The organism is Salinibacterium sp. VpJ6 (genome assembly GCF_059767345.1).
The window spans coordinates 176,398-201,266 of the sequence record NZ_JBSOQL010000001.1; the positions used below are offsets into that span (position 1 = coordinate 176,398).

General features: G+C 61.2%; 23 protein-coding genes and 1 tRNA gene. 8 read left to right on the top strand and 16 right to left on the bottom strand.

Features of this window, described 5'->3' with window-relative positions:
• Nucleotides 1-4: 4 nt before the first annotated feature.
• Genes ACWTV1_RS00905 through ACWTV1_RS00925 form a run of 5 tightly spaced genes read right to left on the bottom strand, consistent with a single transcriptional unit; the run spans nt 5 to nt 4,678 of the window.
• Nucleotides 5-988, bottom strand: coding sequence for a helix-turn-helix transcriptional regulator (locus ACWTV1_RS00905; protein WP_498503760.1), 984 nt, complete (start codon nt 986-988; stop codon nt 5-7).
• Complete coding sequence (locus tag ACWTV1_RS00910; RefSeq protein WP_100389033.1) at nt 981-1,964, bottom strand: helix-turn-helix transcriptional regulator; 984 nt, start codon at nt 1,962-1,964, stop codon at nt 981-983. Before ACWTV1_RS00910 ends, ACWTV1_RS00905 begins: the two co-directional genes overlap by 8 nt.
• Nucleotides 1,965-2,011: 47 nt before the next feature.
• Nucleotides 2,012-3,013 carry an FKBP-type peptidyl-prolyl cis-trans isomerase gene (locus ACWTV1_RS00915; RefSeq protein ID WP_498503761.1) on the bottom strand — a complete coding sequence of 334 codons (1,002 nt, stop codon included), beginning with the start codon at nt 3,011-3,013 and terminating at the stop codon, nt 2,012-2,014.
• Nucleotides 3,014-3,023: 10 nt separating this feature from the next.
• Nucleotides 3,024-4,010 carry a tRNA (adenine-N1)-methyltransferase gene (locus ACWTV1_RS00920; protein WP_100389032.1) on the bottom strand — a complete coding sequence of 329 codons (987 nt, stop codon included), beginning with the start codon at nt 4,008-4,010 and terminating at the stop codon, nt 3,024-3,026.
• Nucleotides 4,007-4,678, bottom strand: a complete 672-nt coding sequence (locus tag ACWTV1_RS00925; protein ID WP_498503762.1) for an HAD family hydrolase — start codon at nt 4,676-4,678, stop codon at nt 4,007-4,009. The genes ACWTV1_RS00920 and ACWTV1_RS00925 overlap by 4 nt, the downstream gene beginning before the upstream one ends.
• A 64-nt stretch (nt 4,679-4,742) precedes the next feature.
• On the opposite strand from ACWTV1_RS00925, the gene ACWTV1_RS00930 reads away from it, so the two are divergent.
• The gene (locus ACWTV1_RS00930; RefSeq protein WP_100389031.1) at nt 4,743-5,678 is read left to right on the top strand and encodes a proteasome assembly chaperone family protein; all 936 of its coding nucleotides are present in this window, start codon (nt 4,743-4,745) and stop codon (nt 5,676-5,678) included.
• Between the two features lie 59 nt (nt 5,679-5,737).
• Here the strand turns inward: ACWTV1_RS00930 and ACWTV1_RS00935 are convergent, their stop codons facing one another.
• Both ACWTV1_RS00935 and ACWTV1_RS00940 read right to left on the bottom strand, forming a co-directional pair.
• On the bottom strand, nt 5,738-6,589 hold the full coding sequence (locus ACWTV1_RS00935; RefSeq protein ID WP_100389030.1) for an undecaprenyl-diphosphate phosphatase: 852 nt from the start codon (nt 6,587-6,589) through the stop codon (nt 5,738-5,740).
• Between the two features lie 24 nt (nt 6,590-6,613).
• Nucleotides 6,614-7,945, bottom strand: coding sequence for a M20/M25/M40 family metallo-hydrolase (locus ACWTV1_RS00940; protein WP_100389029.1), 1,332 nt, complete (start codon nt 7,943-7,945; stop codon nt 6,614-6,616).
• Nucleotides 7,946-8,097: 152 nt separating this feature from the next.
• Here ACWTV1_RS00940 and ACWTV1_RS00945 point away from each other — a divergent pair.
• Nucleotides 8,098-8,181: transfer RNA gene (locus ACWTV1_RS00945), tRNA-Leu, on the top strand.
• A 145-nt stretch (nt 8,182-8,326) separates the two neighbouring features.
• Here ACWTV1_RS00945 and ACWTV1_RS00950 read toward each other — a convergent pair.
• Nucleotides 8,327-10,087, bottom strand: coding sequence for a pyruvate dehydrogenase (locus ACWTV1_RS00950; RefSeq protein WP_498503763.1), 1,761 nt, complete (start codon nt 10,085-10,087; stop codon nt 8,327-8,329).
• Nucleotides 10,088-10,260: 173 nt separating this feature from the next.
• On the opposite strand from ACWTV1_RS00950, the gene ACWTV1_RS00955 reads away from it, so the two are divergent.
• From ACWTV1_RS00955 to ACWTV1_RS00965, 3 genes are all read left to right on the top strand, one after another.
• A complete protein-coding gene (locus ACWTV1_RS00955; RefSeq protein WP_100389028.1) occupies nt 10,261-10,827 on the top strand; it encodes a PadR family transcriptional regulator in 567 nt (188 codons plus the stop codon).
• A gap of 36 nt (nt 10,828-10,863) precedes the next feature.
• Nucleotides 10,864-12,564: an ABC1 kinase family protein gene (locus tag ACWTV1_RS00960; RefSeq protein WP_498503764.1), complete on the top strand. Its 1,701-nt coding sequence runs from the start codon at nt 10,864-10,866 to the stop codon at nt 12,562-12,564.
• 267 nt (nt 12,565-12,831) lie between these two features.
• Entirely contained in the window at nt 12,832-14,349 is a 1,518-nt protein-coding gene (locus tag ACWTV1_RS00965; RefSeq protein WP_498503765.1) for a SulP family inorganic anion transporter, read from the top strand.
• 65 nt (nt 14,350-14,414) lie between these two features.
• Here the strand turns inward: ACWTV1_RS00965 and ACWTV1_RS00970 are convergent, their stop codons facing one another.
• The 3 genes from ACWTV1_RS00970 to ACWTV1_RS00980 form a co-directional block, all read right to left on the bottom strand.
• Nucleotides 14,415-15,134, bottom strand: a complete 720-nt coding sequence (locus tag ACWTV1_RS00970) for an endonuclease/exonuclease/phosphatase family protein (protein ID WP_100389311.1) — start codon at nt 15,132-15,134, stop codon at nt 14,415-14,417.
• Between the two features lie 38 nt (nt 15,135-15,172).
• Nucleotides 15,173-16,450 carry an APC family permease gene (locus ACWTV1_RS00975; protein WP_498503766.1) on the bottom strand — a complete coding sequence of 426 codons (1,278 nt, stop codon included), beginning with the start codon at nt 16,448-16,450 and terminating at the stop codon, nt 15,173-15,175.
• Between the two features lie 91 nt (nt 16,451-16,541).
• Nucleotides 16,542-17,480: a J domain-containing protein gene (locus tag ACWTV1_RS00980; RefSeq protein WP_498503767.1), complete on the bottom strand. Its 939-nt coding sequence runs from the start codon at nt 17,478-17,480 to the stop codon at nt 16,542-16,544.
• A 121-nt stretch (nt 17,481-17,601) separates the two neighbouring features.
• On the opposite strand from ACWTV1_RS00980, the gene ACWTV1_RS00985 reads away from it, so the two are divergent.
• Both ACWTV1_RS00985 and ACWTV1_RS00990 read left to right on the top strand, forming a co-directional pair.
• Nucleotides 17,602-18,087 (top strand): glutathione peroxidase, encoded by a 486-nt coding sequence (locus ACWTV1_RS00985; RefSeq protein ID WP_498503768.1) that lies wholly within the window; start codon nt 17,602-17,604, stop codon nt 18,085-18,087.
• A gap of 11 nt (nt 18,088-18,098) precedes the next feature.
• A complete protein-coding gene (locus tag ACWTV1_RS00990) occupies nt 18,099-18,383 on the top strand; it encodes a GNAT family N-acetyltransferase (RefSeq protein ID WP_498503769.1) in 285 nt (94 codons plus the stop codon).
• Between the two features lie 65 nt (nt 18,384-18,448).
• Here ACWTV1_RS00990 and ACWTV1_RS00995 read toward each other — a convergent pair whose 3' ends face one another.
• Entirely contained in the window at nt 18,449-20,020 is a 1,572-nt protein-coding gene (locus tag ACWTV1_RS00995; RefSeq protein ID WP_498503770.1) for a transporter, read from the bottom strand.
• Entirely contained in the window at nt 20,002-20,775 is a 774-nt protein-coding gene (locus ACWTV1_RS01000; RefSeq protein WP_498503771.1) for an ABC transporter ATP-binding protein, read from the bottom strand. The genes ACWTV1_RS00995 and ACWTV1_RS01000 overlap by 19 nt, the downstream gene beginning before the upstream one ends.
• 124 nt (nt 20,776-20,899) lie before the next feature.
• Between ACWTV1_RS01000 and ACWTV1_RS01005 the strand changes: the two genes are divergently transcribed.
• On the top strand, nt 20,900-21,421 hold the full coding sequence (locus ACWTV1_RS01005; protein ID WP_100389021.1) for an RNase H family protein: 522 nt from the start codon (nt 20,900-20,902) through the stop codon (nt 21,419-21,421).
• 79 nt (nt 21,422-21,500) lie between these two features.
• Here ACWTV1_RS01005 and ACWTV1_RS01010 read toward each other — a convergent pair whose 3' ends face one another.
• The 3 genes from ACWTV1_RS01010 to ACWTV1_RS01020 form a co-directional block, all read right to left on the bottom strand.
• On the bottom strand, nt 21,501-22,799 hold the full coding sequence (locus ACWTV1_RS01010; protein WP_498503772.1) for a M18 family aminopeptidase: 1,299 nt from the start codon (nt 22,797-22,799) through the stop codon (nt 21,501-21,503).
• Between the two features lie 79 nt (nt 22,800-22,878).
• Nucleotides 22,879-24,198, bottom strand: a complete 1,320-nt coding sequence (locus ACWTV1_RS01015) for a GNAT family N-acetyltransferase (protein WP_498503773.1) — start codon at nt 24,196-24,198, stop codon at nt 22,879-22,881.
• 21 nt (nt 24,199-24,219) lie between these two features.
• The gene (locus ACWTV1_RS01020; RefSeq protein WP_498503774.1) at nt 24,220-24,795 is read right to left on the bottom strand and encodes a DarT ssDNA thymidine ADP-ribosyltransferase family protein; all 576 of its coding nucleotides are present in this window, start codon (nt 24,793-24,795) and stop codon (nt 24,220-24,222) included.
• Between the last annotated feature and the right edge of the window lie 74 nt (nt 24,796-24,869).

The following is a 24,869-nucleotide window of genomic DNA, read 5'->3' on the forward strand; positions in this document are numbered from 1 at the left end:
TCACCTACTGCTCTTCTGCATACTGCTCGGCGCCAGCCTGTGCCCACCGTGCCACGGCTTCGCGTGCTTCCGGAGGTGAGACAACCGTCACGACCCCCGGCAGGCCAGAGATCAGTCGCTTGAGCCCGTGAAAGTGCGGAACGCGAACGGTAGTGCGCACGCGATCTCCGGCAGCAACTCGTGGCGCGTCATCGGCCACGTAGTCCCCCAGCAGGCCAATGGCGCTGGGCACAACCTCGATGCCGACCTCGATATCTTCGTCTGACGTGTCAAAGAGTGTTTCGGGAAGATTCACATCACCAGCGGTGTGCGTAATCGCTTCAGTAGTCATTGCTGGCTGCGAGATGCGGTCAAGGCGGAACGTTCTTACGTCTTCGCGAGAGTGACACCAGCCACGCACGTACCAGTCGGCATCCACAGATTCGACCCGGAGCGGGTCAATGCGACGACGCTCAGACTCGCCGCGCGAGTTGCGGTAATCAAATTCGATCTGGGTGCCCGCGGCAACAGATTCGCGGATGAGGGCCAGCGTTTCGTCGAGCGCGCTCGATTCCACCGCTACCGCTGTCGGTGCAGCCGAGGCGCCCCGGGACAGCTTGGAGGTGAGCGTGGCGATGGCTTCGCGATCCGCATGCTCGGGCAGGCTCGAAAGGTACTGCAAGCCGGCGATCAAGGCCGATGCTTCGCGGGCGGAAAACCGTGGCGAATCATCGATGGCAACCAGCTGGGTCAACACGATCTGATCGTTGTCTTCGAAGTCATCCCAGGCGATGTCGAACAGGTCGCCTGCTTGATACGTGGCGGTTTCTCCGGGAATACCAGACACCGCGATAAGGCGAACGGCCTCGCGAATCTGCTGTTCAGGAACACCGAAGTGCTTCGCGGCTTCCGCCACGCTGACGCGGTCACGATCCATCAAGTACGGCACGAGAGCGAGCAGGAAGACCAATTTGTCTTGCGCGCGCAGGGGCGGAATCTTGTTAGCCATGGTCTGCCACCGTTCTCGTGAGGCGCTCAATCACTGCGGAGCGCAGGGCGGGTGGGGAAATCGCGACAACCTCGGGACCGAAGCTGGCAAGCTCATCCGCGAAGATATTCAGATCAGTGAAGTTCACTTCGAGGCGGCAGTCCGGGTGCATCACTGCGCCGCGGCGTTTACCGAGCCGGGTGGCTGCGTCGGTTCCTGGCTCTACACGCAAGAGCGCAACGTTCGACTGCCAGACCTCTTCCAGCCCGGCGAGGGCTTGCGCTGTTGCATTATCGGTGGGGTAATCGAACGTCTTTTTAGTGCGCTGGATGCCGCTCACCATGCGACGAAGCAAAAACGTCTTGAAGGTGTCCGTTGCAGGATCTTTCGCATACAAGTGCCACCGCCCTTGATGCTGCACCAGCGCGAGTGGCGCCACGAGACGCGTCGTCGAGGTCTGCTCCCCCGGCTTCAAATACTCGAAGTTCACGAGCACGCGGCGGTCCATAGCTTCCCGCAGTGGCTCGAAAGCCTCGTCGCGAACGCGCACTTGGGGCGCGTAGCTCAGAACAGGCTCTGCGGTTTCAATGCCGAGCGACCGCAGCTTAACGATTGCCCGCCGAGAGCCCTCAGAGAGCGATCCTTCACGCCACACCATGGCCGCGAGACCAAGAAGAGTCGACTCTTCTGCGGAGAAGGCGATGTCGTCGGGAAGCTCGTAATCAACGCGCGGGATGCGGTAACGAAGGTTCTGGTTGTTACCCGCTTGCTCGGGTGGCTCGATTGTTTCGAGTGGCACCCCGAGCTCACGAATATCGTCTTTATCGCGTTCAAACTGTCGCTCAAGATTGGCGTTATCGCCCGAGTGTACGAACCGCTGGCGATAGCCCTGAACGGTCGACAGTATCTCGCTCTTGGTGAGTCCATTCTCGGTAGAGAGCAACGCCAAAACGAGGCTGAAGAGCCGTTCTTCGTTAGGAACTTTCGGTGCTGGCACGAGTCAAATCCTTTTGTCTCTGACACCCGGCCGTGTCGTGGTAACGGTTACTGCTCTTGAATTCCGAGGATGTCGAACACGAAGACCAAGGTCGCCCCGCTCGTGACGCCGGTGGGCTCTGAACCCGGGGCGAAGCCCACATCCGGAGTCAAGACAACGAGAATCTGCGATCCAACGGTCTGGCCGATGAGGGCCTCAGCGAGTCCGGGCGGCAGACCGCTCTCCGACGTCGCGGTGCTCTCGACAAGGAAGGTGCCGGGAACACCCGAGTCCTCCCAGCTATTGGTGAATGTGGCATCTGCGCCCCACTCGATTCCGCTGACGTGCATGACTGCTGCGTCGCCCTCGGTGATCTTCTCGCCAGAGCCAACCTTGAGGGCCGCGTATTGAAGCTCGGAGGGAGCGTCACCTGCCGGGAAGGTGAAGCCAGGCTGGCCATTCGGAGCCAAGACGATCGCGGGAAGTCCGGCCGGAGCGGGCTTGCTCACACCGTCAGCCTTACCCGGGAAGCGCGATTCGACGTCGCTCACCATGACGATGGCGTCGTCTTCGGCAAGCGCGAGCTGGTTTTGCGCAATGTTCTCGGCACCGAGGATGTCGCCAGCGGCACCCACTGTGACGATTCGCGAGCCCACGGTCGCGCACTGAGCGATCTCACCGAAGATCGGCTCGCGCTCGGTCACAGGAACGCGAAGACCCGCAGTGTCGTGGCCTGTTGAGATGAGCTGGTCACCCGTTGCCGCGTCGTAGATCGTGATTTGAATGGTGGCAACATCGCCGGCATTGAGTTCTTCGCCGTCGCCGACCGTCACGATGGTGTTCTCGAGGTCAGACGCCACGAGAGGCGTGGGAAACTCGGCCTCGGGGTCTGCGCTGAACTCACCCGTAGTGGTGACCAACGCGGTGTTGGCACCAGACGAGTAGATCGGAGTGCAGTCCGCGAAACTCAACGGACCATTGGCGCAACCGGCCAACGAAACAACAACTCCGGCACTCACGGCCACTACTGCAAGCTTGCGCACAAACACTCTTTTCATCGACACAGACATCGTCAACACTCTACCGGTCAGTCGTCGCGGCATCAGCCGCCTTTTTCGCTTCGCGTGCGGTCTTTCGCAGGCGCTTGGCGCTGGAATTACGGTCGCCAAGCGCGCCGGGGGTCCAGGCCTCGACATCCTCGTCCTTGAAGTCCGACTTCGAAGCGCGACGCTTGAGCTCGGGGAGAACGGAACCGGGCGCGAGACGGCGGGCCGTCATCAAGAAACCGGTGTGGGCAACCATGCGGTGATCGGGGCGTACAGCCAATCCCTCGACGTGCCAGCCCCGCACCATGGTCTCGCTGGAATCGGGTTCCGTGAAGAGCTCAGTGGAACGGATGGCTTCAGCAACGCGCGACAGCTGGGTCACGGTGGCAATGTAGCAGAGTAGTACACCGCCAGGGGTCAGAGCCTCAGCGCACTCCTCGATGCACTCCCAAGGAGCGAGCATGTCGAGCACAACGCGGTCAACCGAGCCCGGTTCGACGGATGCTGGCAGCTGCTCCTGGAGGTCACCAACGGTGACCGACCAGTTGTCGGGCTTCGCGCCCAAGAATGCCTGAACGTTGGATTGAGCGATCTCAGAGAACTCTTCACGACGCTCGAAGGAATTGAGCTTGCCGCTTGGCCCGATGGCGCGCAGCAGCCACAGCGACAAGGCACCGGAACCCACACCGGCCTCAACAACATGAGCGCCGGGGAAGATGTCGGCTTGCCCGATGATCTGCGCTGCGTCCTTCGGGTAGATGATCGCGGCACCGCGCGGCATCGACATCACAAAGTCGGTGAGCAGCGGGCGCATCGCCAAATATTCGATGTCGTTCGTGCTGACGACGACACTGGCATCCGGCTGCCCGATGATCAGATCGTGGCTCAGCACGCCGCGGTGCGTGTGGAACGCTCCCCCAGCTTCGAGCGTCACGGTGTTGAGCCGACCCTTCGGGCCAGTCAATTGAACGCGGTCTCCCTCGCGAAAGGGGCCGCTCTGTCGTCGGAATACGTCGCTCATCGCGTGGTCACCTTTGCGTGAAGTTCGGAGAGATGGTCAAGAGTTCGGCCTTCGAGAGTCGGCCACAGTACGTGGGTTTTCTCTTCGGGAATGTCAACCATAAAGGGCACTCCGATCACGGTGGCGCCCGAGGCGTAGGCAGATGATGCGCCGGGAGGTGAATCCTCGATCGCCACACAGTCGGAGATCTCGACTCCGAGCGCGGCTGCGCCCATGTGGTAGGGCTGCGGGTGAGGCTTAGCGTGCTCGACGTCATCGCCCGTGACCACGGCATCGAAGCCGCGGAAGCCAAGGTTTTCTACGACATGCTGAGCCATGCGGCCGATCGACATCGTGACGAGAGCGGTCGGGACTCCCGATTCACGCAGCTCCGTGAGCAGTTCGCGTGCCCCCGGGCGCCACGGAATACCGAACTCCTTGAGCTGAGCCATGACGCTGTCGGTGAGCTGATCAACAATCACCTGCGCGTCGAGGGTCACGCCCTTCGTTTGCATCACACGGGCAGACTCCACAAGTCCATTGCCGACACACGACATGGCATCCTCATGGGTCCACTCGCCGCCGAAGGATTCAACGACCCTAATCTCGGCCGAAATCCAATAAGGTTCTGAGTCAATGAGCGTGCCGTCCATGTCCCACAGGACGGCCGCTGGAGTGGAGTGAGTCACAACGCACCATCGTAGTTCTATCCTTGACTAAGCGACATTCGTGGCATGCACCCCAAGGAGACCTGTGACTAACACCCCATTTGCGAACGGACGACTCCTCGTCGTTGCCTTCGAGGGGTGGAATGACGCCGGAGAAGCGGCCAGCGGTGCAGTGCGATCGCTCAAGGAGCAGCTCGACGTTTATCCCATCTCCGAAGTTGACCCCGAAGAGTACTTCGACTACCAGTTCAATCGCCCTGTGCTTTCTCACGACGACGATGGCAACCGGGTGCTCACGTGGCCCTCGGTCACCATGTACGGTCCGTCGCGGCCCAACGCCGCTCGCCCCGAGAGCATTGCGGCGGATGCCGAACTGCAGTTGAGCGCCAACAATCAATCGAACATTTATCTTCTGCTCGGCACTGAGCCGTCGCGTTCGTGGAAGGCTTTCGCTCGCGACATCCTCGAGACCGTCGTGGATAACGGAATTACCTCGATCGTCTTTCTTGGAGCGATGCTCGCGGACGTGCCCCACACTCGACCGATTTCTGTGTTCACCTCGAGCGAGAACGCTGGCGTTCGCACGGCTCTCGGTATCGAGCGCAGCACATATGAAGGGCCTGTCGGCATCCTGTCGGTGTTGGGTCAGGCGGCAGAAGCCAGCGGCATCACCACGATGTCGATCTGGGCATCCGTGCCGCACTACGTGCACAACGCCCCGTCACCCAAGGCCACGCTCGCGCTCATCGACAAGCTTGAAGAAATCGTGGATGTCGTGATCCCGCGCGGCGAGCTCGTCACCGACGCCGCGGATTGGGAAACCGGCATCGATGCTCTTGCGGGTGAAGACGAAGACATGTCGTCGTATATTGAGCAGTTGGAGAAAGCCCGCGACACCGTCGATTCGCCGGAAGCCAGTGGCGAAGCGATCGCTCAAGAGTTTGAAAAGTACCTCCGTCGTGGCGACGACAAGCCGGACCAGGGCGCCGCTGGTGACGAACCGTGGCGGGGCAAGGACTAACGCCACCCTGACGATCGTTCGTTGCTGAGCCCGCGGTCTCTGCGCAACGATCGTGGTGACTAGACGGGCTGGATGACGCCGAGCGACAACAGCACGAAGAGCGCGACGCCGAGAACAACGCGATAAATCACGAACGGCAAGAACGACCGCTTCTCGATATAGCGCATGAGGGCTGCAATAACGACGTAGCCGACGACGAACGCAATCACTGTGGCGACGGCGGTTTCGGCGTAGGTGAAAACCTGAGCTGGTTCACCGAAGCTGTGCACGAGTTCGTAGAGCCCGCTGCCGAATACCGCGGGGATTGCGAGCAAGAATCCGAACCGAGCTGCCGCGGGCCGCGTGTAGCCGAGCGCGAGACCTGCCGTCATCGTCGATCCCGAGCGCGACACGCCAGGAACGAGCGCGAGCATTTGCGCGAGGCCAATCGTGATGCCGTGGCCGTACGTCATTTCGTCGAGTGCACGAGTGCGCTTTCCGAGATAATCGGCGATTCCCAAAATGATGCCGAAGACGATCAGCACGGTTGCGACGAGCCACAGCGAGCGGAACGTTGAACGGATGTATTCCTGAGCGAAATAGCCCACGAGAACGATCGGGATGGTGCCGAGAATCACGAGCCAGCCGAGGCGAACATCCGGATGGTTCTTGTCGATTACTTCGCCGTGAGCGCCGCCGCTACTGCGGAACTGCTGAAACCAGCGGCTCAGAATGCGTGCAATGTCCTTGCGGAAGTAGAGGATGACAGCGAGCTCGGTGCCCAACTGGGTGATTGCCGTGAATGTCGCGCCGGGGTCGCTCGCAGAGGGTAAAAACTCGCCCATAATGCGCAGATGGGCGCTCGAGGAGATGGGAAGAAACTCCGTGAGGCCCTGAACAAGCCCAAGAATAATGGCCTCGATAAAACCCATGGAGCGCTCCCGATCAGCTAAGAACTAGTACTTGAGAAGCAGGTCTCCCAAGACCTGCCTGCCAAAGACTAATGCGTCTAGCGGCACTCGTTCGTCAACACCGTGGAACATCCCCGGGAAGTCGATTTCCGGCGGCAGCTGTAGGGGCGCAAAACCGTAGCCCGTGATGTCGAGCAGCTTGAGTGCTTTGTTGTCGGTGCCACCCGACATCAAGTACGGCAGCACGGGGGCTCCGGGGTCGAAGACTCCCAAGCTGTTGACCATGGCGTCGACCAGAGGGCCGTCAAAACTGGTTTCGAGCCCGATGTCGCGGTGCATCATCTCGATCTCGATCTCATCCGGCAGCAGCGCACGCACTTGGGCGAGCACCTCATCCTCTTCGCCAGGAAGGGTGCGGATGTCGACGAGCGCTTCAGCGACGTCGGGAATCACGTTGTGCTTGTAGCCAGCATTCAGCAGCGTGGGGTTGCTGGTCGTGCGCAAAGTGGCTTGCAGGAAGCCGGAGGCAGTACCAGTAGCGAGAATCAGCTGGTCGGGGCCGACCTCTTCGGGATCAATATTGAGAATGCGTGACAGCTCAGCGATGAGGAGCGTCGTGGTGTCGGTGAGGCGAACCGGCCATTCCTGACGGCCAATGATCGCGATTGCTTCGGCGAGTTTAGTGACCGCGTTGTCGCTGATGACGCGCGAACCATGGGCAGCCATGCCGCGGGCGGTCAGCTTGATCCACATGAGCGCCTTCTCCCCCGTTTGCAAGAGATAGGCGCGCTGACCTTGAAGATCTACCGAATAGCCGCCCACTTCGCTGATGGCTTCTGTCGCACCCGCAAAAACTTCGGGGTGCTTCTGAACCATGAAGTGTGACCCGTATTCGCCGCCATTTTCTTCGTCAGCGAAGAACGCGATCGTGAGGTCGCGAGCGGGGCGTTTGCCGGCGCCCAGAATGTCGCCGAGAGCGGTGACGATCATGGCATCCATGTTCTTCATGTCGACCGCGCCACGGCCCCACAGAAGGCCATCTTGAATGACGCCCCCGAACGGATCGACGGACCAGTTCTTGGGATCTGCAGGCACCACGTCGGTGTGGCCGTGCAGAATCAGTCCGGGGCGCTCGGCGGCATGAGGGGCTGATGACTCGGTGTCGTAGCTTCCCTCGACCTTGGCGATCACCGTGGTGCGACCCTCAGCGGCGTTGAAGTACTGGGTAGTGAGACCCATGTCTTCGAGCAGTGCGCCCAAGTATTCGGCGGCTACCGTCTCACCGTTCGATCGACCCTCCCCGTAGTTGGAAGTATCAAATCGGATGAGATCTTGCGCGATGCGCGCGGTGCGCTCAAGTTCTGGCTCAGAAGTCATAAGGCCACGCTAGCCGTCTCGTCAGCAAAAATCTGCACGCCACGGCAGGCGAAAAAGGGCTTCGCGGGGGTCATGAAAGCGATGTGTGTTTTGGTGCTCAAAAAGGGTGCTATTCTCTTATCTCGGCGGTGCTCCTAGAGCGCCGCAGATGCGCGCGGATGGCGGAATTGGTAGACGCGCTAGCTTGAGGTGCTAGTGCCCGAAAGGGCGTGGGGGTTCAAGTCCCCCTTCGCGCACAGCGAGGTGTCGTAAGACATCGAAATAGCTCGGATCCATGATTATGGGTCCGAGCTATTTTTTTGCCCAGACGGATTACTCAGGTGAGAATGAGCGCCTGCGAAAACTCGGGAGAGCTTCCGCAGGCGCCTCGTTAGGACCGGCTTACAGGGCGCCCGGGAGCAACCGGATGTTACTTTTTGCTAGTTTCACAGCCTCGCCCGCTCCCCCATTCATGACGACTTTCGACATCGCTAGTGCGAACCCGCGGGCCATTTCCCCCGTGATAGTGGGCGGAAGAGACAGGGCAAGAGGATCGGTAACTAGATCGACAAGTGCTGGCCCGTCGTGAGCGAGCGCCGCCGTGAGTGCTGAGTGGATGTCGGTGGGGTCTTCCACCCGTTGGCCAAAGATTCCGAGGGCGTTTGCGACTGCGGCAAAGTCAACAGTCGGGACATCAACGCCAAAATCGGGGAACCCGTCAACGAGCATCTCAACCTTGACCATGCCAAGGGTTGAATTGTTGAAGACGACGATCTTCACCGGGAGCTTGTTTGCCGCGACGGTGATTAGCTCGCCCATCAGCATCGACAACCCTCCGTCGCCACACATTGCGATGACCTGCTGATGGGGGTGGCTCAGTTGAGCGCCGATGGCTTGCGGGAGAGCGTTCGCCATCGATCCGTGCAGAAACGAGCCGATGAGGCGACGCTGACCGTTGGGGTTGATGTAGCGGGCCTGCCACACATTGCACATGCCTGTATCGGCGGTGAAGATCGCGTCGTCGCTGGCGAGGTCGTCAAGCAGCGATGCAGCGAATTCTGGATGAATCGGAATCTTCTTTTCGACATTTGTGGCATAGGCGTCAACCACGCTATTCAACAGACGGTGATGACGTTTGAGGGTCTTCTCCAGAAAGCTCCGGTTGGGGCGGCTCGTGATCAACGGTGTCACTGCGGCGATGGTCGCTGCCACGTCGCCGTGAACCGGAATGTCGACGTTAGTGCGTCGCCCTAAGTGCTCTGCCTTCGTGTCGATTTGAGCGATTCGCTCGTGCGAACCGTCTGGCAAGAACTGTTCGTAGGGAAAGTCGGTGCCGAGCAGGATGAGGAGATCGGCATCGTAGATGCCATCGTGCGCTGCGCCATAACCCAACATTCCGGTCATCCCGACATCGAATGGGTTGTCGTACTGGATCCATTCCTTGCCCCGGAGGGTGTGGCCGACCGGAGCGGCAAGCAGATCTGCGAACGCTACGACCTCATCGTGCGCGCCTGCCACTCCTGCGCCCGCGAAGATTGCGATCCGTTCGGATGAATTGATGGCCTCAGCGAGAGACGCCACATCGGTAGCCGCAGGGGCCAAGACCGGAATACCCGGGCGAGCCAGCTGTGGCGCGCTGCCGACAGCGTCGAGCCCGGCGATGTCTCCGGGAAGCGTGATGACGGAAACTCCGCCGAGACTAATCGAATGGCGAAGTGCGGAATTCACAACTCGGGGAGCTTGTGCGGCCGTTGAGATGAGTTCGCGGTAGTTCGAGCACTCGACGAAGAGACGATCAGGATGAGTCTCTTGAAAGTACTCGCTGCCGATTTCAGCCGAGGGAATCTGGCTGGCTATCGCCAGCACCGGCGCACCACTGCGGTGCGCATCGAAGAGGCCATTGATGAGGTGCAGGTTGCCTGGCCCACAGCTGCCAGCGCAGACCGCGAGCTGACCGGTCAGTTGTGCTTCGGCGCTGGCCGCGAAGGCTGCCGCCTCTTCGTTGCGCATGTGAATCCAGTCGATGCCGCCCTTAGCGGACCCGCCGGTGCGCCTCACCGCGTCGACGATGGGGTTGAGGCTGTCCCCCGCGATTCCATAGATGCGGGTGACCCCTGCGTCTTGTAGTTGGCCGATGAGCTGATCTGAGACTGTAGCTGCCATGCGCCCAGTTAACTCCTCTTACCTGCGCGAATACAGTAAAACGGGATTGTTGCTCGGGTCTACGAAAGAATGCTTTGGGTTCGCTGAGCGTTACGCGGAGCGATAATTAACGATGTATCGTTAACTATCGGCAGGGCCGCTTGTGCCCCGCATCCACCGATTGGAGGATCAGCATGAATAACTCATTCGGAACCAGTGGCCACAACTCGCGCCGCTCCTTCTCTGACGCTTTTGACACGGCCGGCCAGGGGCTGTGGGACGCGCTCGATAACGTGCGCTCAGAATTCGAACGTCGCGTAGCACCGCGCATGGGCCGTGGAGACGTTCGCGTCGCCATCCTGTCGCTGCTCGCCGAAGAGTCGATGCACGGCTACCAGATCATTCGCGAGATCGACAAGCGCAGCAACGGTGCGTGGAAGCCCAGCCCCGGATCGGTTTACCCCACACTGCAGTTGCTCGCCGACGAAGGACTGATCGAAGCTCACGAGGCTGAAGGTAAGAAGACCTACACGCTCACCGAGAAGGGTCATGACGAGGCCCAGGCTGCTCGACCCGCTCCGTGGAAAGACGCGGACACGCAGGGAACGACACGGCCCACAGCCCTCCCGCGTTCCGCAGCCAAACTCGCGGAAGCAGTCGTGCCGATTATGCGCACCGGCACCCCCGAGCAGATCGATGACGCCATCACGATCATTGATGATGCGCGACGTAAGCTGTACGCAATTCTCGCTCAGGACTGATCGGACCCGCCGCACCGTCGGCTCAAGGGAGATGTAATGACCGACACCCGACAGCTGCGCGCCCGCTACCGGCGGATTCTGCGCTTCGCTGCCCGGTACATGGTTCTGGAGTGGTGGTTCGAGCTTGTCCTGCCGCGCTTCGGGCTGGAGCGGATCGCCGCTCGGCGTCGTCTTGCCCGTGCGGCTCACATCGCGCGCAACTTTCACGGGTTAGCCGTTGATCTCGGCGGTCTCATGATCAAGGTCGGCCAGTTCATGTCATCGCGCCTCGACGTGCTGCCGGGTGAAATCACCCGCGAACTTGAGGGACTGCAGGACGAAGTGCCGGCTGTCGACTTCGCGCTGATCAGAGAGAGCGCCGAGCGCGAGCTGGGCCTACCGCTGGAGCGCGCCTTCGCGCGGTTTGATCCCACGCCGGTTGCTGCGGCATCCTTCGGTCAAGTGCACCGTGCCCGCTTGACCGATGCCGAGGCCAGTGACGTCGGTTTTGCGGATGTCGTCGTGAAAGTGCAGCGACCAGGTATCGCCGACATCATCGACGTCGACCTCGCCGCGCTGCGCCGCGTTGCAGCCTGGCTGAGCCGTGTGCGCTTCGTGTCGAGCAGAGTAGATCTCCCCGCGCTGTTGGAAGAGTTCGCGATCATCAGTCTGCGCGAAATTGACTATCTCAATGAGGGCAGCAACGCCGAACGTTTCGCCGAAAACTTCGCTGATGATGTTCGAGTGCAGGCACCCGAGGTGGTGTGGGAGCGCTCGACTCGACGCATCCTGACCCTCGCTGATGCCACCGCTATCAAGATCAACGATCATGAGCGACTGCGTGCAGCGGGAATTGATCCCGCAGAAGTTGCTGATGAACTGTCACGGGCAATGTTCGAGCAGCTCTTCATGCACCGGTTCTTTCACGCTGACCCGCATCCGGGCAATATCTTTGTGACACCGGCCGATCCGCAGCGCGCCGATTCCTCGACGCCCGAGTGGACGCTCACGTTCATCGACTTTGGGATGATGGGCGAGGTTCCCGAGAACCTCAGCCGCGGCCTTCAGCGCCTCATCATTGCTGCCGCAGCGCGCGACGCCCCGGGACTTGTCGCCAGCGTGCGCGACATGGGCATCCTGCTGCGCACAGCGGAGACGGCGCCGCTCGAACGAGCCATGGGCGAGCTCTTCGATCGTTTCGGTGGCATGGGCTTCACCGAACTGCAGCAGGTTGACCCTCAAGAGTTTCGTGCGTTCGGTAACGAATTCAGTGAAGTCGTGCGCACGATGCCGTTCCAGCTACCAGAAAACTTTCTGCTGATCATCCGGGCGGTCTCAGTCACGTCGGGCGTCGCGAGCGACCTCAACCCCGCTTACAACGTGTGGACCGCGATCGAACCCTTTGCGGCACGACTAGCGCGAGACGAAGGCGGCGGCACCGTACGGGAGTTCGCCAAACAGGCGCTCTCCTCGGCCGGCCTCATTCTTCGCTTACCGCAACAACTCGAGAGCGTCGCAACGCTCATGCAGCGCGGCCAGCTGGCGGTCGAGACGCCCAGTGCCGATAAGCGACTTCGGGCAATCGAACAGCTCGTGCGTCGCGTGCTGTCTGCCATCCTGTTCACCGCACTCCTCATTGGCGGTATCTTGCTGCGCCCTACCGACCCCACCGTGGGTCTCATTCTCATGATCGCCTCCGCGTTGCCGCTGGCTCACGCGCTCTTCGCCGGAGTCTTCGCTCGAAACCGCCTCTTCTAGCCGATCAGCCAGATCGCCCCGCACGTGTATTGGGCGTGTGCTGGGCGTGTACTGCACTGGCTGGGAGTCACCCATGAATCTGCGTGATCGGCTATCGTGGAAAAAGGTTCGCGCTCTTGTGCTGCCAACCACCCTTGTCTAGTCGGAGAACAGCCGACTCGTAGTCGGCAGTGTTGCTGGCGTATAGCCGTGCCGGATAACCAGGTACTCGGCTCACATCGCATCGTCAGTCGCGCATTCTCGCGGCTCCTTTGGTAGGAGAACCTCATGGCCATCACGCAAGCAAATCGCGCCGATCGTTATCGTGCGGAGCCGTCCGTCATGACGGCCCTCCGCACTCCCCGCATCCTCACTCGTGAAGTACTTGCCGGGCTTGTGGTGGCACTCGCGCTGATCCCCGAGGCAATCTCGTTCTCGATCATCGCCGGAGTCGACCCCCGGGTTGGCTTGTTCTCCTCGTTCGTGATGGCCATCTCCATCGCATTCCTTGGTGGACGTCCGGCCATGATCACCGCCGCCACGGGAGCCATCGCTCTTGTCGTAGCCCCGGTCGCTCGTGAGTTCGGCATGGATTACCTGATCGCCACCGTCATCCTGGGTGGGCTGCTTCAAGTCTTGCTTGGCGTATTGGGCGTCGCAAAGCTCATGCGCTTCATCCCGCGCAGCGTGATGCTCGGCTTCGTCAATTCGCTCGCCATCCTCATCTTCATGGCTCAGCTCGAGCACCTCTTCCACGTGCCGTGGATGGTGTACCCGCTCGTAGCAGTCGGGCTCGTAATCATGGTGCTGATGCCACGCTTCACCAAGGTGATCCCCGCACCTCTCGTAGCCATCGTGCTGTTGACGATTGTTACCGTCACCTTCGCCATCGCGGTCCCGACCGTCGGCGATCAGGGCGAACTCCCCCGCAGCCTGCCCGAGCTGTTCATCCCTAACGTTCCATTGACGTGGGAGACGCTGCAGATCATTGGCCCGTTCGCTATCGCGATGGCACTCGTTGGTCTTCTGGAATCGCTGTTGACCGCCAAGCTCGTGGATGACATCACCGACACCCACTCGCGCAAAACCCGCGAAGCCTGGGGCCAAGGTGTTGCCAACGTACTCTCCGGCCTGTTCGGCGGAATGGGCGGTTGCGCAATGATCGGCCAGACGATGATCAACGTGAAGGCTTCGGGTGCTCGCACGCGTATCTCGACGTTCCTCGCGGGTGTCTTCCTGCTCATCCTTGTCGTCGTTCTCGGCGATGTCGTTGCGATCATCCCCATGGCGGCCCTCGTCGCCGTCATGATCATCGTGGCTGTCTCGACCTTCAACTGGCACAGTGTGAGCTGGTCCACGCTCAAGCGCATGCCGAAGAGCGAGACGACCGTCATGGTCGCGACCGTGATCGTCGTGGTCGCCACCGAAAACCTCGCGATCGGCGTTCTTGTCGGCGTCGTCGTTGCCATGGTCGCCTTCGCACGTCGAGTGGCTCACTTCGCCACTGTCGAGCGCACGCTCCCCGAAGACGAAGCAGTGCCGACCGTGTACTACCGCGTCAATGGCGAACTTTTCTTCGCTTCGAGCAACGACCTCACCACCCAGTTCGAGTACACGGATGACCCCGACCGCGTGATTATCGACATGTCGAACTCGCACATCTGGGATGCCTCGACGGTGGCCGCGCTCGACGCGATTACGACAAAGTACGAGCGTCTTGAGAAGCGCGTGATCCTGATCGGCATGAACGAAGCCAGCCAGTACATGCACGAGCGTCTCGCGGGCAACCTAGGCGGCGAAGGCTAGCTAGCCACACCACAGGCTCACAATAACGAAGAGGGGCGCAGCGAAAGCTGCGCCCCTCTTCGTCGTTAGTTAGAGAATGTCTCGGCGGGCGACACCGTGGACTTATGCGTATTCGTGGAGCCGTAAGACGCGGTTACCAAGATCGGCAAGTGGTCCGAGGAACCGCGCGGCATCGTTTCTACGCCTTCGATGGTGAACCCTTGAGAAGTGACGAAATCGAAATGGCCGCGGAAGAACTTGTAGTTTGTATACGTGGTGCGGTCGCTCAGAGACAGGTCATAGCCGGTCTTGTTGACGCGCTGCGTAAGCCCATCTTTGAAGAGCGGATAGTTGTAGTCGCCGAGCATCAGCATGGGCGCACCCGCGCCAAGCTCGGCGAGCATTCCGTGGGCGGCCTTGATCTGGTTGCGGCGCAGCGAATTGAGTGCCGTGAGCGGTGCCGCATGGAACGACGCGACAACAAGCTCATGCCCCGTCTCGCGATCCACGAGTTGGGAGCCGACGAGGCGTTCCGTTGTGGGCGTGAAAACGCGGTCGTGAAGCGACTTCTTGAGTTCAAATGCCTGGCTCTTGCGATGCTCATAGCGGTCGCGACGGTAGTACACCGCGAGCCCCAAGCGATTATTTTTTGTGGAGTCAGCGAGATGCAAGTTGCCGATTTCTTCGGGCAGCTGGGTAGAGATCGCTTCTTGGAGGCACAGCACGTCGAGGTCGGGGGTGTGCGAGAGAGCTTCGAGCTCCGACGCCGCCTTGTGCTTGCGGAGGTTGTAGCTAATTGCGCGAATCACGAACCGATAACCCTCTTTCTTAAGAGAAAACTAGCCTATGTTTCATGGGTGAAAACTGGCCGAGACTGGCGATTAGAAAGCAAACGTACAGGAATCCCGACTGCCAGAACAACGACACCAACGGCGATGCCGATGAACGGGACCGTAGCGACCAGCAATAAACACGCGATCGCGCCGAGGATGTTTACTGCACGCGGGACACGACGCTGTGATGCCGGCTGCGTGTACGCCGCAACGTTTGCGACGAAGTAGTACAGCAGCACTCCGAACGAGGAGAAGGCGATCGCCCTGCGCACGTCGGCGATCAGAACGATGACGATCACCAGCGCAGCGACAACGAGTTCTGCGCGGTGAGGAACCGAGAATGTCGGATGCACGGCATCCAGCCACCGCGGCAGATCGCGTGTGCGCGCCATGGCGAGCGTGGTGCGCCCAATCCCCGCCATGAGCGCGAGTAATGCTCCCAGCGAGGCGAGAGCGGCCGTTATTGCCACGAGGGCCGATGCGTCGCCCCATCCCGCAACTGACAGCAAATCGTTGATCGGTGCCCGAGAGCTCGCGAGCTTGTCGGGGCCGAGAACCGTCAGGAGGGTTGCCCCGACCGCCGCGTAGAGAACCGCTGCAACGCCGAGGGCTCCCATGATGGCGCGAGGGATGGCGCGCTGGGGATCGCGTACTTCCTCCCCCAGCGTGGCGATGCGAGCGTAGCCCGCGAAAGCAAAGAAGAGGATGCCCGCCGACTGCAGAACTCCGTAGGCCTGAGGCGCCCCTGACGCTGTCTGCACGGCCGACGGGCTCGTCGTGGCATCGCCGGCGATCAGGACCAACGCTATGACGCCGATCAGCACGGCGACGACAAACACGAGGATGACCTTAGTTGCTGATGCGGTGCGGGTTATTCCGCGCAGATTGACCGTGGTCACGATAACGACGGCCAGCACGGCGACGAGCTTCTCAGAGCCTGCGGGCGCAATATACGCCGCACAGATCAGCGCCATGGCTGCACAGCTTGCCGTCTTGCCGACCACGAATGACCAGCCCGCGAAGAATCCCCACCAGGGGCCAAGTCGTTCGCGCCCGTAGACATATGTGCCACCGGCCACCGGATAGACCGCTGCGAGCTGCGCACTCGCCGAGGCGTTGAACCACGCCACGAGAGCCGCGATCGCCAGCCCAATGAGTAACCCAGAGCCGGCAGCGAGAGCAGCTGGGGCGAAGGCGGCGAAGATGCCAGCACCAATCATCGAACCCAGTCCGATCACGGTGGCGTCGAAGACGCTGAGCCGTCGTGCCAGCGGGGCAGTGGTCTTCACGTGCACACCCTACTCCCACGAAGAATCGTGAGCGTTAAGCACGGAGAGATTGCGATGAACGATCGATGAAGAGGGGGTGAACCGCGAACCGCTATTCGACGAAACGGATGCCGCTAGTGAGTCGAGTGCGCACGTCGAAAAGTTCGTTGCCGCCAATTTCGCGCCCGCGGCCGAGCTCGGGGCCGGTGCGAAGTAAGTGCGCCAGCACGCTCTGCCGCACGACAACGGCGGGTTGCCCCTTGACTGTTCCGAGCGAGATCTGGGGTTGAGCTAGCGCGTCATCGGGCACCACGATCACGAAACAGGTGAAGTTGACCTTCAGTTGGCGGCTGATCGACTTGGCCCGCGCAGCTAGCTCGTGCATGGGCTTCTCTGGTGCGACGGCAGGGCCGATGAGCTCGCCGCGGCGAACCTTTACTTCGCCACCGAAGTCTTCGGAGAGCATCGCGAAGAGGCCAGTGGGGCCCAGCACGATGTGGTCGAGTTTGCGCTCCGGCGGCCCGGTCGAAACGTCGTGCCAGATCGTGTAGCCAATGCCCAGATTGCTCACCGTTCGAGCAGTAGCTTCTTCAGCCAGGGCATCCGCGAGCGTGCGTCGAATTTCGCGCGGAGCGCTGCGAACGAGGGCGGGGTCGTAGGGGTCGTCGAGCGTGACGCCGCGACCGACCCACTCGCGCATGCTGTCGAGAAAACGTTCGCGACGCCAGCCACCGGGATGCCCGTGAGTGCGGGCGCGAGGGCGGGAGTCTTCGCGCGCTGCTGTCGACGGTCGTGAAGAGAAGGGCGAAGAGCTTGCCGGGGTGCTGTGGGCGTTCGTGCGGGAACCGGCGTCGTAGCGACGACGCTTCTCTGGGGTGCCCACGCGATCCCACGCATCCTGTACTGCAGCGAACTTGGTCGGGTCTCCCCCGGTGTCGGGATGCGTTTCTCGAAGTGCTCGACGGAACGCCTTCTTGAGCTCGACTTCGGTCGCCGATGCCTGAACACCAAGTACGTCGTACGCACTCGCTGACATGGGGCTATCGGGCATGAACTCACTCTCGGTGTACCGCGCGAAGCGCGAGTGCAGAAACTCCCATTTTAGCGAACGTCGCTGGCAACTTTCGGGATGTCGTGGGCGGGCGTTCAGACTGCGGGCGTAGTTTTATAGCGTGACCGAACTCCGAAATATTCCCCTCACCACTATCGATGGCAGCGAAACGACGCTGGCCGATTATCAAGACAAAGTGGTGCTCATCGTCAACGTGGCGTCGCGTTGTGGCCTCTCGCCGCAGTACGAGCAGCTCGAGCAGCGACAGAAGACCTACGGGGACCGTGGTTTCACGGTTCTCGGATTTCCCAGCAACCAGTTCTTGCAAGAACTGGGCAGCGAAGATGCCATCAAGGAATACTGCACGATGACGTGGGGTGTGACCTTCCCCATGTTTGAGAAGGTCAAGCTCAACGGCAAGTCAGCTCACCCGCTGTACGCCGAGTTGAAGAAGACTGCCGACGGTGCCGGTAAGGCGGGGCGGGTCGCGTGGAACTTTGAAAAATTCTTGGTGACGCCCGGCAACGAAGTTAAGCGCTTCCGTCCGACTGTTGTTCCGGATGATCCGGCCATCGTCGGTGCAATTGAAGCCGCCCTTCCCGCCTAGGCTAGAGAGTTATGGCTACAGACTTTATTCATGAGAAGGATGCTGCCCGTTACGTCATGAACGTCGACGGTGCGCTTGTCGCTGTGGCGGATTACCGCACCAACGGAAGCTCCATCTCGTTCAATCACACGTATACCCAGCCGGCCCATCGGGGAAAAGGTTATGCCGCTGACCTCGTGAAGTTCGCGGTCGACGACGTCGAAGCGAATTCGTCGCTGCGTGTGTTGCCGATGTGCTGGTACGTCGCTGAATGGTTTGACCACAACCCCGAGCGGGCTGAACTGCTGTCTCGCTAACGCCGCCCCGCCTCAGTGCCGCCTTTGTGCCGAAGCGCTCTGTCAGGCCGCGAGGGCAGCATCCGCTATTTCTGACGTTGCAACTGCACCAAAAGCTCGGGACCGCGATTGTCGAGCATCGTTCCGCCGACGCGCACCCCGATGACGAGAAAGACACTGCTCAGTACGAGCGCGACGGCTAGCGCTACCCATCCGAGGGCTTCGTTGAAAGTGGCGAACCCCACCAGCGCGATCACCATTTCGGGCAGCGCGAGCACGGCGAGAGCCGTCCATGACGCGAACATCGACAGCATCAGGGTGAATCCCCCGCCTGGCCGGGCCTTGAACGGGTTCTCGCCCGGAGCCGGAACCGAGAACGCGAAACGCCCCGACACAAGCGACGACAGTGCGAGCCCGGTGACGAGCAGACCGAGCGAGATGCCGAGCATCCCCACCAGGCGGTCTCCGCTATCGCTGATCCACACGCTTGCCACCGTCAGGATGATGGTGGTGGGTACTGCGAACACGCTCACCGCGATCACTCGTCCCCAGCGGTCGGCGCGCCCGCTCACAGCCGTCTGTAAGTGCAAACTGAAGGCTGTGTTGTCGTAGGAGACATCGGTGTAGATAGACATCCCGAGTAACACCGCGACGATGGGACCAACGAAGAGCAGTCCGCTGAGATCGCCACTGGCTCCGGTGTAGAAGAAGACAATCGCTGGCACGAGCGGAACGCTGATGAGCGACTGGGCGTAGCGAGGGTCGCGTGCCCAGTACGTCAGCGACCGGGCCGCAACGGCGCCTGTCGGAGTTCCCGAGAACACCGCAAACCAGCCCAATCCCCGTCGGGCTCCCCCGGTGGCCGTGGAGACGGCTGGACGTTCGAGCGCGCGGTCGAGAGCCCAGCGCCAGACAGCGGTGGATGCCACCAGAGTCGCGATACCGACGAGGGCGTGGAGCGCAGCGAGTCCGGGGCGCCCCGTAGCGAGATCGCCGGGGACCGCCCAGATCGCGCCGAACGGAGTCCAGGACACGACATCCGAAATGATTGGCAGGAGGGAACGGAATTCGCGAAAGAGAGTCGACACCGCCAGGATCGCTGGGCCGAGCAGCAGCAACGGGATGAGTACGAGAACCGTTTTTGCTTCTCGAGCGCGGCGTCCCGACGAGATGCGCACCGTGAGCGCTGCGAGCATCCGAGAGCCCACAACGCAGGTGAGAGCACCGATAATTGCGCAGATCACCGCAACGACGGCGATCGCCGGCGTGTGCCACCAGACGAGGCTCGTCGCCAGCGCGGCCAACGTCGTGATGATGCCGGGAACGCCAAGCACGCCGCTGATGGCGAGGGCGAGCAGTAGCGTCGGGATGGGGATCGGGAAGGTCGCTAGCTTCGCGGGTTCGACGGTCTCGTCGATACCTGAACTCAGGAGGGGCAAGAAGGTCCACCCCAGAACGAGTACAGCGCCGCCTAAGACCGTTACGGTGCGGCCCAATTCCTCGGGGGCAGCGCTCAAAAAGAGTAGGCCGACGGCGGCGAGGAACAGCATGGCGAGGCCGTACATGGTGCCCAGCCCTACAGCGACCGCTTGCCACGGGCTGCGGGTCAGAGAATTGGCGAGCAGCCGGAACCGCAGCCTTATGAGATGCGCAACCATTCCGGGCCCTTTCCGTGACGGCGGCCACCGACGAGCTCGACGAATCGATCTTCGAGGGTTGACGATCCGCGCACTTCATCGGTCGTTCCGGATGCCAGCACACGCCCATCGGCGATGACGGCGACGTGGTCGCACATTCGTTGCACGAGGTCCATGGCGTGGCTCGACACGATGACCGTGCCACCCGACTCGACGAATCCATGCAAAATATCGCGGATATTGGCGCCAGAAACCGGATCGACTGATTCGAATGGTTCGTCGAGTACTAGCAATTGGGGTGCGTGAACGAGCGCACAGGCCAAGGCAATCTTCTTAGTCATGCCGGCTGAATAATCGACAACGAGCGTTCCGCTGACGGAGTCGAGGTCGAAGAGGTCGAGGAGGTCGGCGGCGCGTTCGGCTACGACAGTGCGCTCCATCCCGCTCAAGAGGCCAGCGTAAGTGACCAATTGGAGTCCCGTGAGGCGATCAAAGAGTCGCACGCCGTCGCTCAATACGCCGATTCGACGTTTCGCGTCAACCAGATTGCTCCAGACATCGAGCCCGTGAACGGAGACCGAGCCAGCGTCTGGGCGCAGCAATCCAGTGGCCATAGAGAGGGTGGTCGTTTTGCCAGCCCCATTAGGGCCAACGAGGCCAAAGAACGAGCCGCGAGGCACGGTGAGGTTTACGGAATCAACCGCAAGTTTCTCGCCAAAGCGCTTCGTCAGTCCAGTGATTTCGAGCGCAGGGGCAAGGGGCGGGTTTTCGGGCACAGGTATACCCTAAAACCGAACTGCGCTCAGAGCATGGAACGCCGCAGAATCTGTGACGATAACCAGCTACTAGAGTCGAGGGACGCGATTTTTTCTGACTTCGCGAGCTCCACGAAAGGGTGTCATGACGATTACTGCTGCTGCTGATGGCTCCGCGCTCGGCAATCCGGGCCCGGCGGGATGGGCGTGGTACGTCGACGACAACACGTGGGCTGCCGGTGGCTGGGATCACGCCACCAACAACCAGGGCGAGCTCATGGCCGTACTGCAACTGTTTCGCGCAACGGCGCACGTCGACGACGACCTTCTCATCCTGTGCGACAGCCAGTACGTCATCAACTCCGTTACTAAGTGGATGCCCGGCTGGAAGAAGAAGGGCTGGCGCAAAGGCGACGGTAAGCCCGTCATGAACGTTGATCTCATCAAACAAATTGATGAAGCCATTACTGGTCGTCGCTACCGCTTCGAATGGGTGCGCGGGCACGTGGGGCATCCGCTCAACGAAGCCGCCGATGTGAGGGCTCGAGGCGCAGCCGAAGCGTTCCAACGCGGAACGGTATGCCCCGTCGGACCTGGTTACCCCGGTGCCTCGGCCACGGATGCAAGCCTGCCTGGCGCGGCGGACGAGATCGCTCCCCTGTTCTAGAGCGCGGTGCTGTCGCGGGGTACTCCTCGCGACAGCACCAACGCAGTCGCACTGTGCGACTGCGTAACTGCGTGAGGGCTTACTCCGGCGCGAAGAACGCGGCGATTGCGTTGCTGAGCGCGATTGGGTCGGCGACGCCACACATTTCACGCGCTGAGTGCATGGAGAGCAGCGGCAAACCTACATCGATGGTGCGAATGCCGAGACGCGTAGCGGTGATCGGGCCGATCGTGGATCCACAGGGCATGTCGTTATTGGAGACGAACTCTTGGTACTCGACGCCCGCTTGGCGGCAAGCGCGAGCCCACTCGGCGGCGCCGGGGCCATCAGTGGCGTAGCGCTGGTTAGCGTTGATCTTGAGAAGTGGTCCCCCGCCGAGGCGCGGACGGTTAGCGGGATCGTGGCGCTCCGGGTAGTTGGGGTGTGCAGCGTGACCGGCATCAGACGAGAGGCACCATGACTCGGCGACAGCGCGCATCCGGTCGGTTTCAGAACCGCCAAGACCGGCGCTAATGCGAGCGATGAGGTCGGCCAGGAACGGCCCACCGGCACCCGATCGTGAGGCCGAGCCAATCTCTTCGTGGTCGAAGGCAACGAACAGCGGAATCTGATCGAGCTTCGTGTCGAGCCCCAGAAGTGCGACGAGACCCGCGTGCACTGACGACAGATTGTCGAGGCGTCCGGAGGCAAAGAGGGCGTCATCGAGACCGAAGACGGCGGGAGCCGCGGTATCGGCGACGACGATGTCATAGCCGTCGATGTCATCCGCCGAGCGGTTCGTGGCTTTAGACGAGAGGATGGATGCGAGGTGGCCGAGCACGTCGGCGTCGTCGCGTTCGCCGAGACCAAACATCGGGTTCATGTGCGCTTGACGCTTGAGCGTGAGCTTGTCGTTGACGCCGCGATCCAAGTGAATAGCCAACTGCGGGAACCGCAAGAGCGGTCCGGTACGCACCAGGTCAGTGCTGCCGTCGCGGAAGGTGACTCGTCCCGCAAATTCGAGTTCTCGGTCAAGCCACGAGTTGAGCAGCGGGCCGCCGTAGATCTCGACGCCAGCCTGCAATACGCCTTCCGAGCCGGTCGTGGGCTTCGGCTTCAGCTTGAAACTCGGCGAGTCAGTGTGAGCCCCAAGGATGCGGAACGGGGTCGTGCCGACAGCCTTAGTCGGCTGAACCCAGGCTGCGATCGCACCATCGCGAATGACGAAGTACTTAGCCGCCTTGCGTGTGCGCGAGCCGTTCCAGTCATCGGCTTCATGAAGCTGAGTGAAACCAGCCTCCCGCAAGCGGCGAGCGGCTTCGGCTACCGCATGAAACGACGACGGCGAAGCGGCGACAAAAGAAGCAAGATCATGGACGTGATTCAGGGCAGCAGTCATGCGCCTATTCTCGCACCCCTCGCCGAGCCTTTCCTCCCGCGGTGCGCGTCGCCACCGCGCCTGTACGGGCGGCGACTGACTAAAACCAGACGCTCAACCAGGGAGTGGTCGGCGAGTGGAAAATACGCTCGATAGCGGCGCCCGCGCCCGGATTGAGTTCAACAATGCGACCGGCAGCAATCAGGGATGACGCGGACACTCCCCCGAGGTACAGCGAGCTGAGTTCATTCACCGAGAGTGACACTGCTGGTACGCCTTCGGGAAGATTCTCTACGCGGCTGGCCGTTGGCATCCCCTGCTCGTCGGTCTCCAGCACGTACCGACCGTTCGCGAAGCCGAGTTCGTCACTGACCTCGAAAGCGATCATGCCGGCGCTGGAATACGACCGGGCGTTTAACGAAGCCGGTACATCGAGGATGCGCAGCCAAAGGTGATCGATGGGCGACACCCGTGCTGCACGCATGTCGGAAAGCAGCCACAGCAGAGGTTCGTCGACCGAACGCAGTTCTGCTTTGACCTCACGAACGAGGTCGACCTCGAGGACGTAACGCCAGAGTGCCTCATACGCTTCCGGAGTTTCGGCGAGCAAGTAGTCGACCGTGAGTTTGTGGTTGGTGAAATCGAGGCCTCCACCGGTGACCCGATATACGACGAACCCGCGCGGAGTGCCGTCTTCGTCATCGAAGCGAACCACTCGAGTGTTTTTGGTGTACTCCTCGTCACCGGGCGCCGTTCCTGCAATCTGCTCCCAACGCAACGGCCAGACATTGATCTGGCCGGGAGTAGAAAGTCGGATGCGTTCGAACACCGTGGGAGCTTCGGCGACAAATACCGAAGGTGCAACATGCTGGAGCACACCGCGACGTTCGCGTACGGGAATCGTGGCCCGTGTGGTGTCGATGGTGAGGTCGGCAGCGAACACCGCTTGACCGAAACCGAAGCGGCCGTAAATTGTGGATTCAGAGACCGTGAGGGTGGCCATCGGTAGTCCCATATCAACGGCGGAACGCAGCTCGCCTTCCAGCAGGGCTCGGGCGATACCGCGACGCCGGTGAGTAGGCGATACCGTTACCGAACTAATGGCCCACGCATCGATACTGCGGTTTCCCGGAACAGTGACCTGTTCGGTCCAAGAACTCACCGTGGCGACCGGAACCTCTGGAGCAACGAGACGGTCATCCCAGACACCGACAGTGCGGCGGTACGTGATGCCGGCGAAGCCCGAGTCGATCTGCTCTTTCGACATCGCGGGGCCGTGAAAACCGCGGGAGTCAGCCTGAAACCATGCCTCGAAGGCAGCGCGATCGGCGGTATCTACGAGATCGTACTGAAAACCGCTCGCCGCGAGGGAAGCAGCCGACGTGGGGTCAACGGGGTGGTGAGCAAAATCGTTGGTCATGCACCAACGCTATCGCGAACCTTACTGAATGAACCATGGCGGGTAGACAGCGACCTTGGTCTTGAACGAAGCGCCATCGAGCAACGCCTTAACTCGCTCACGGGCCTTGTCGCTGGCAACGCCCACCAGCTGAACATCGTCAAAGGCGAACGAGCCATGGATAAGCACTTCAGCGTCATCGGTGAGCTCATCGGCGCGCAAGTTACCGAGCATGCGGGTGATCGCAGTCTCGTCCGTTGCAAAGCGCGTGAGACTAGCGGCGGCATCGCCGTCTGCGAGTACTGCGTCGTCGCCGAGCGCGCGCACGGTGCTCACGAGAAAAACGAAATCTGTGGGGGTAGCGGTGCGGGCGGCATCCGACCAGCGAGGCTCGGTTGCACCAGCGCGAAGCTCGCGCCAGGAAGTGGATTCCGGAACCAAGCTAAACGGAACATAGCGGTCGACGGGCTCGCCCGTGCTCAACGCTGCAGCACTCCGAAGCTCGCGGGTCAGCGGAGAACTGATATCAAGAATCGAATCCTCGATCGAAGCTGCAGCAACAAGCTGGCCTTCGCGAAGAATGCTCTCAAGGTTGCTGATGTGAGTGACGTGATACACACGCTGATCCGAGAGCGAAGGAACCTTAGCGCTCGAAGCGCGAGGAGTTCCGGGAACTCGCTTCGAGCGAGAAG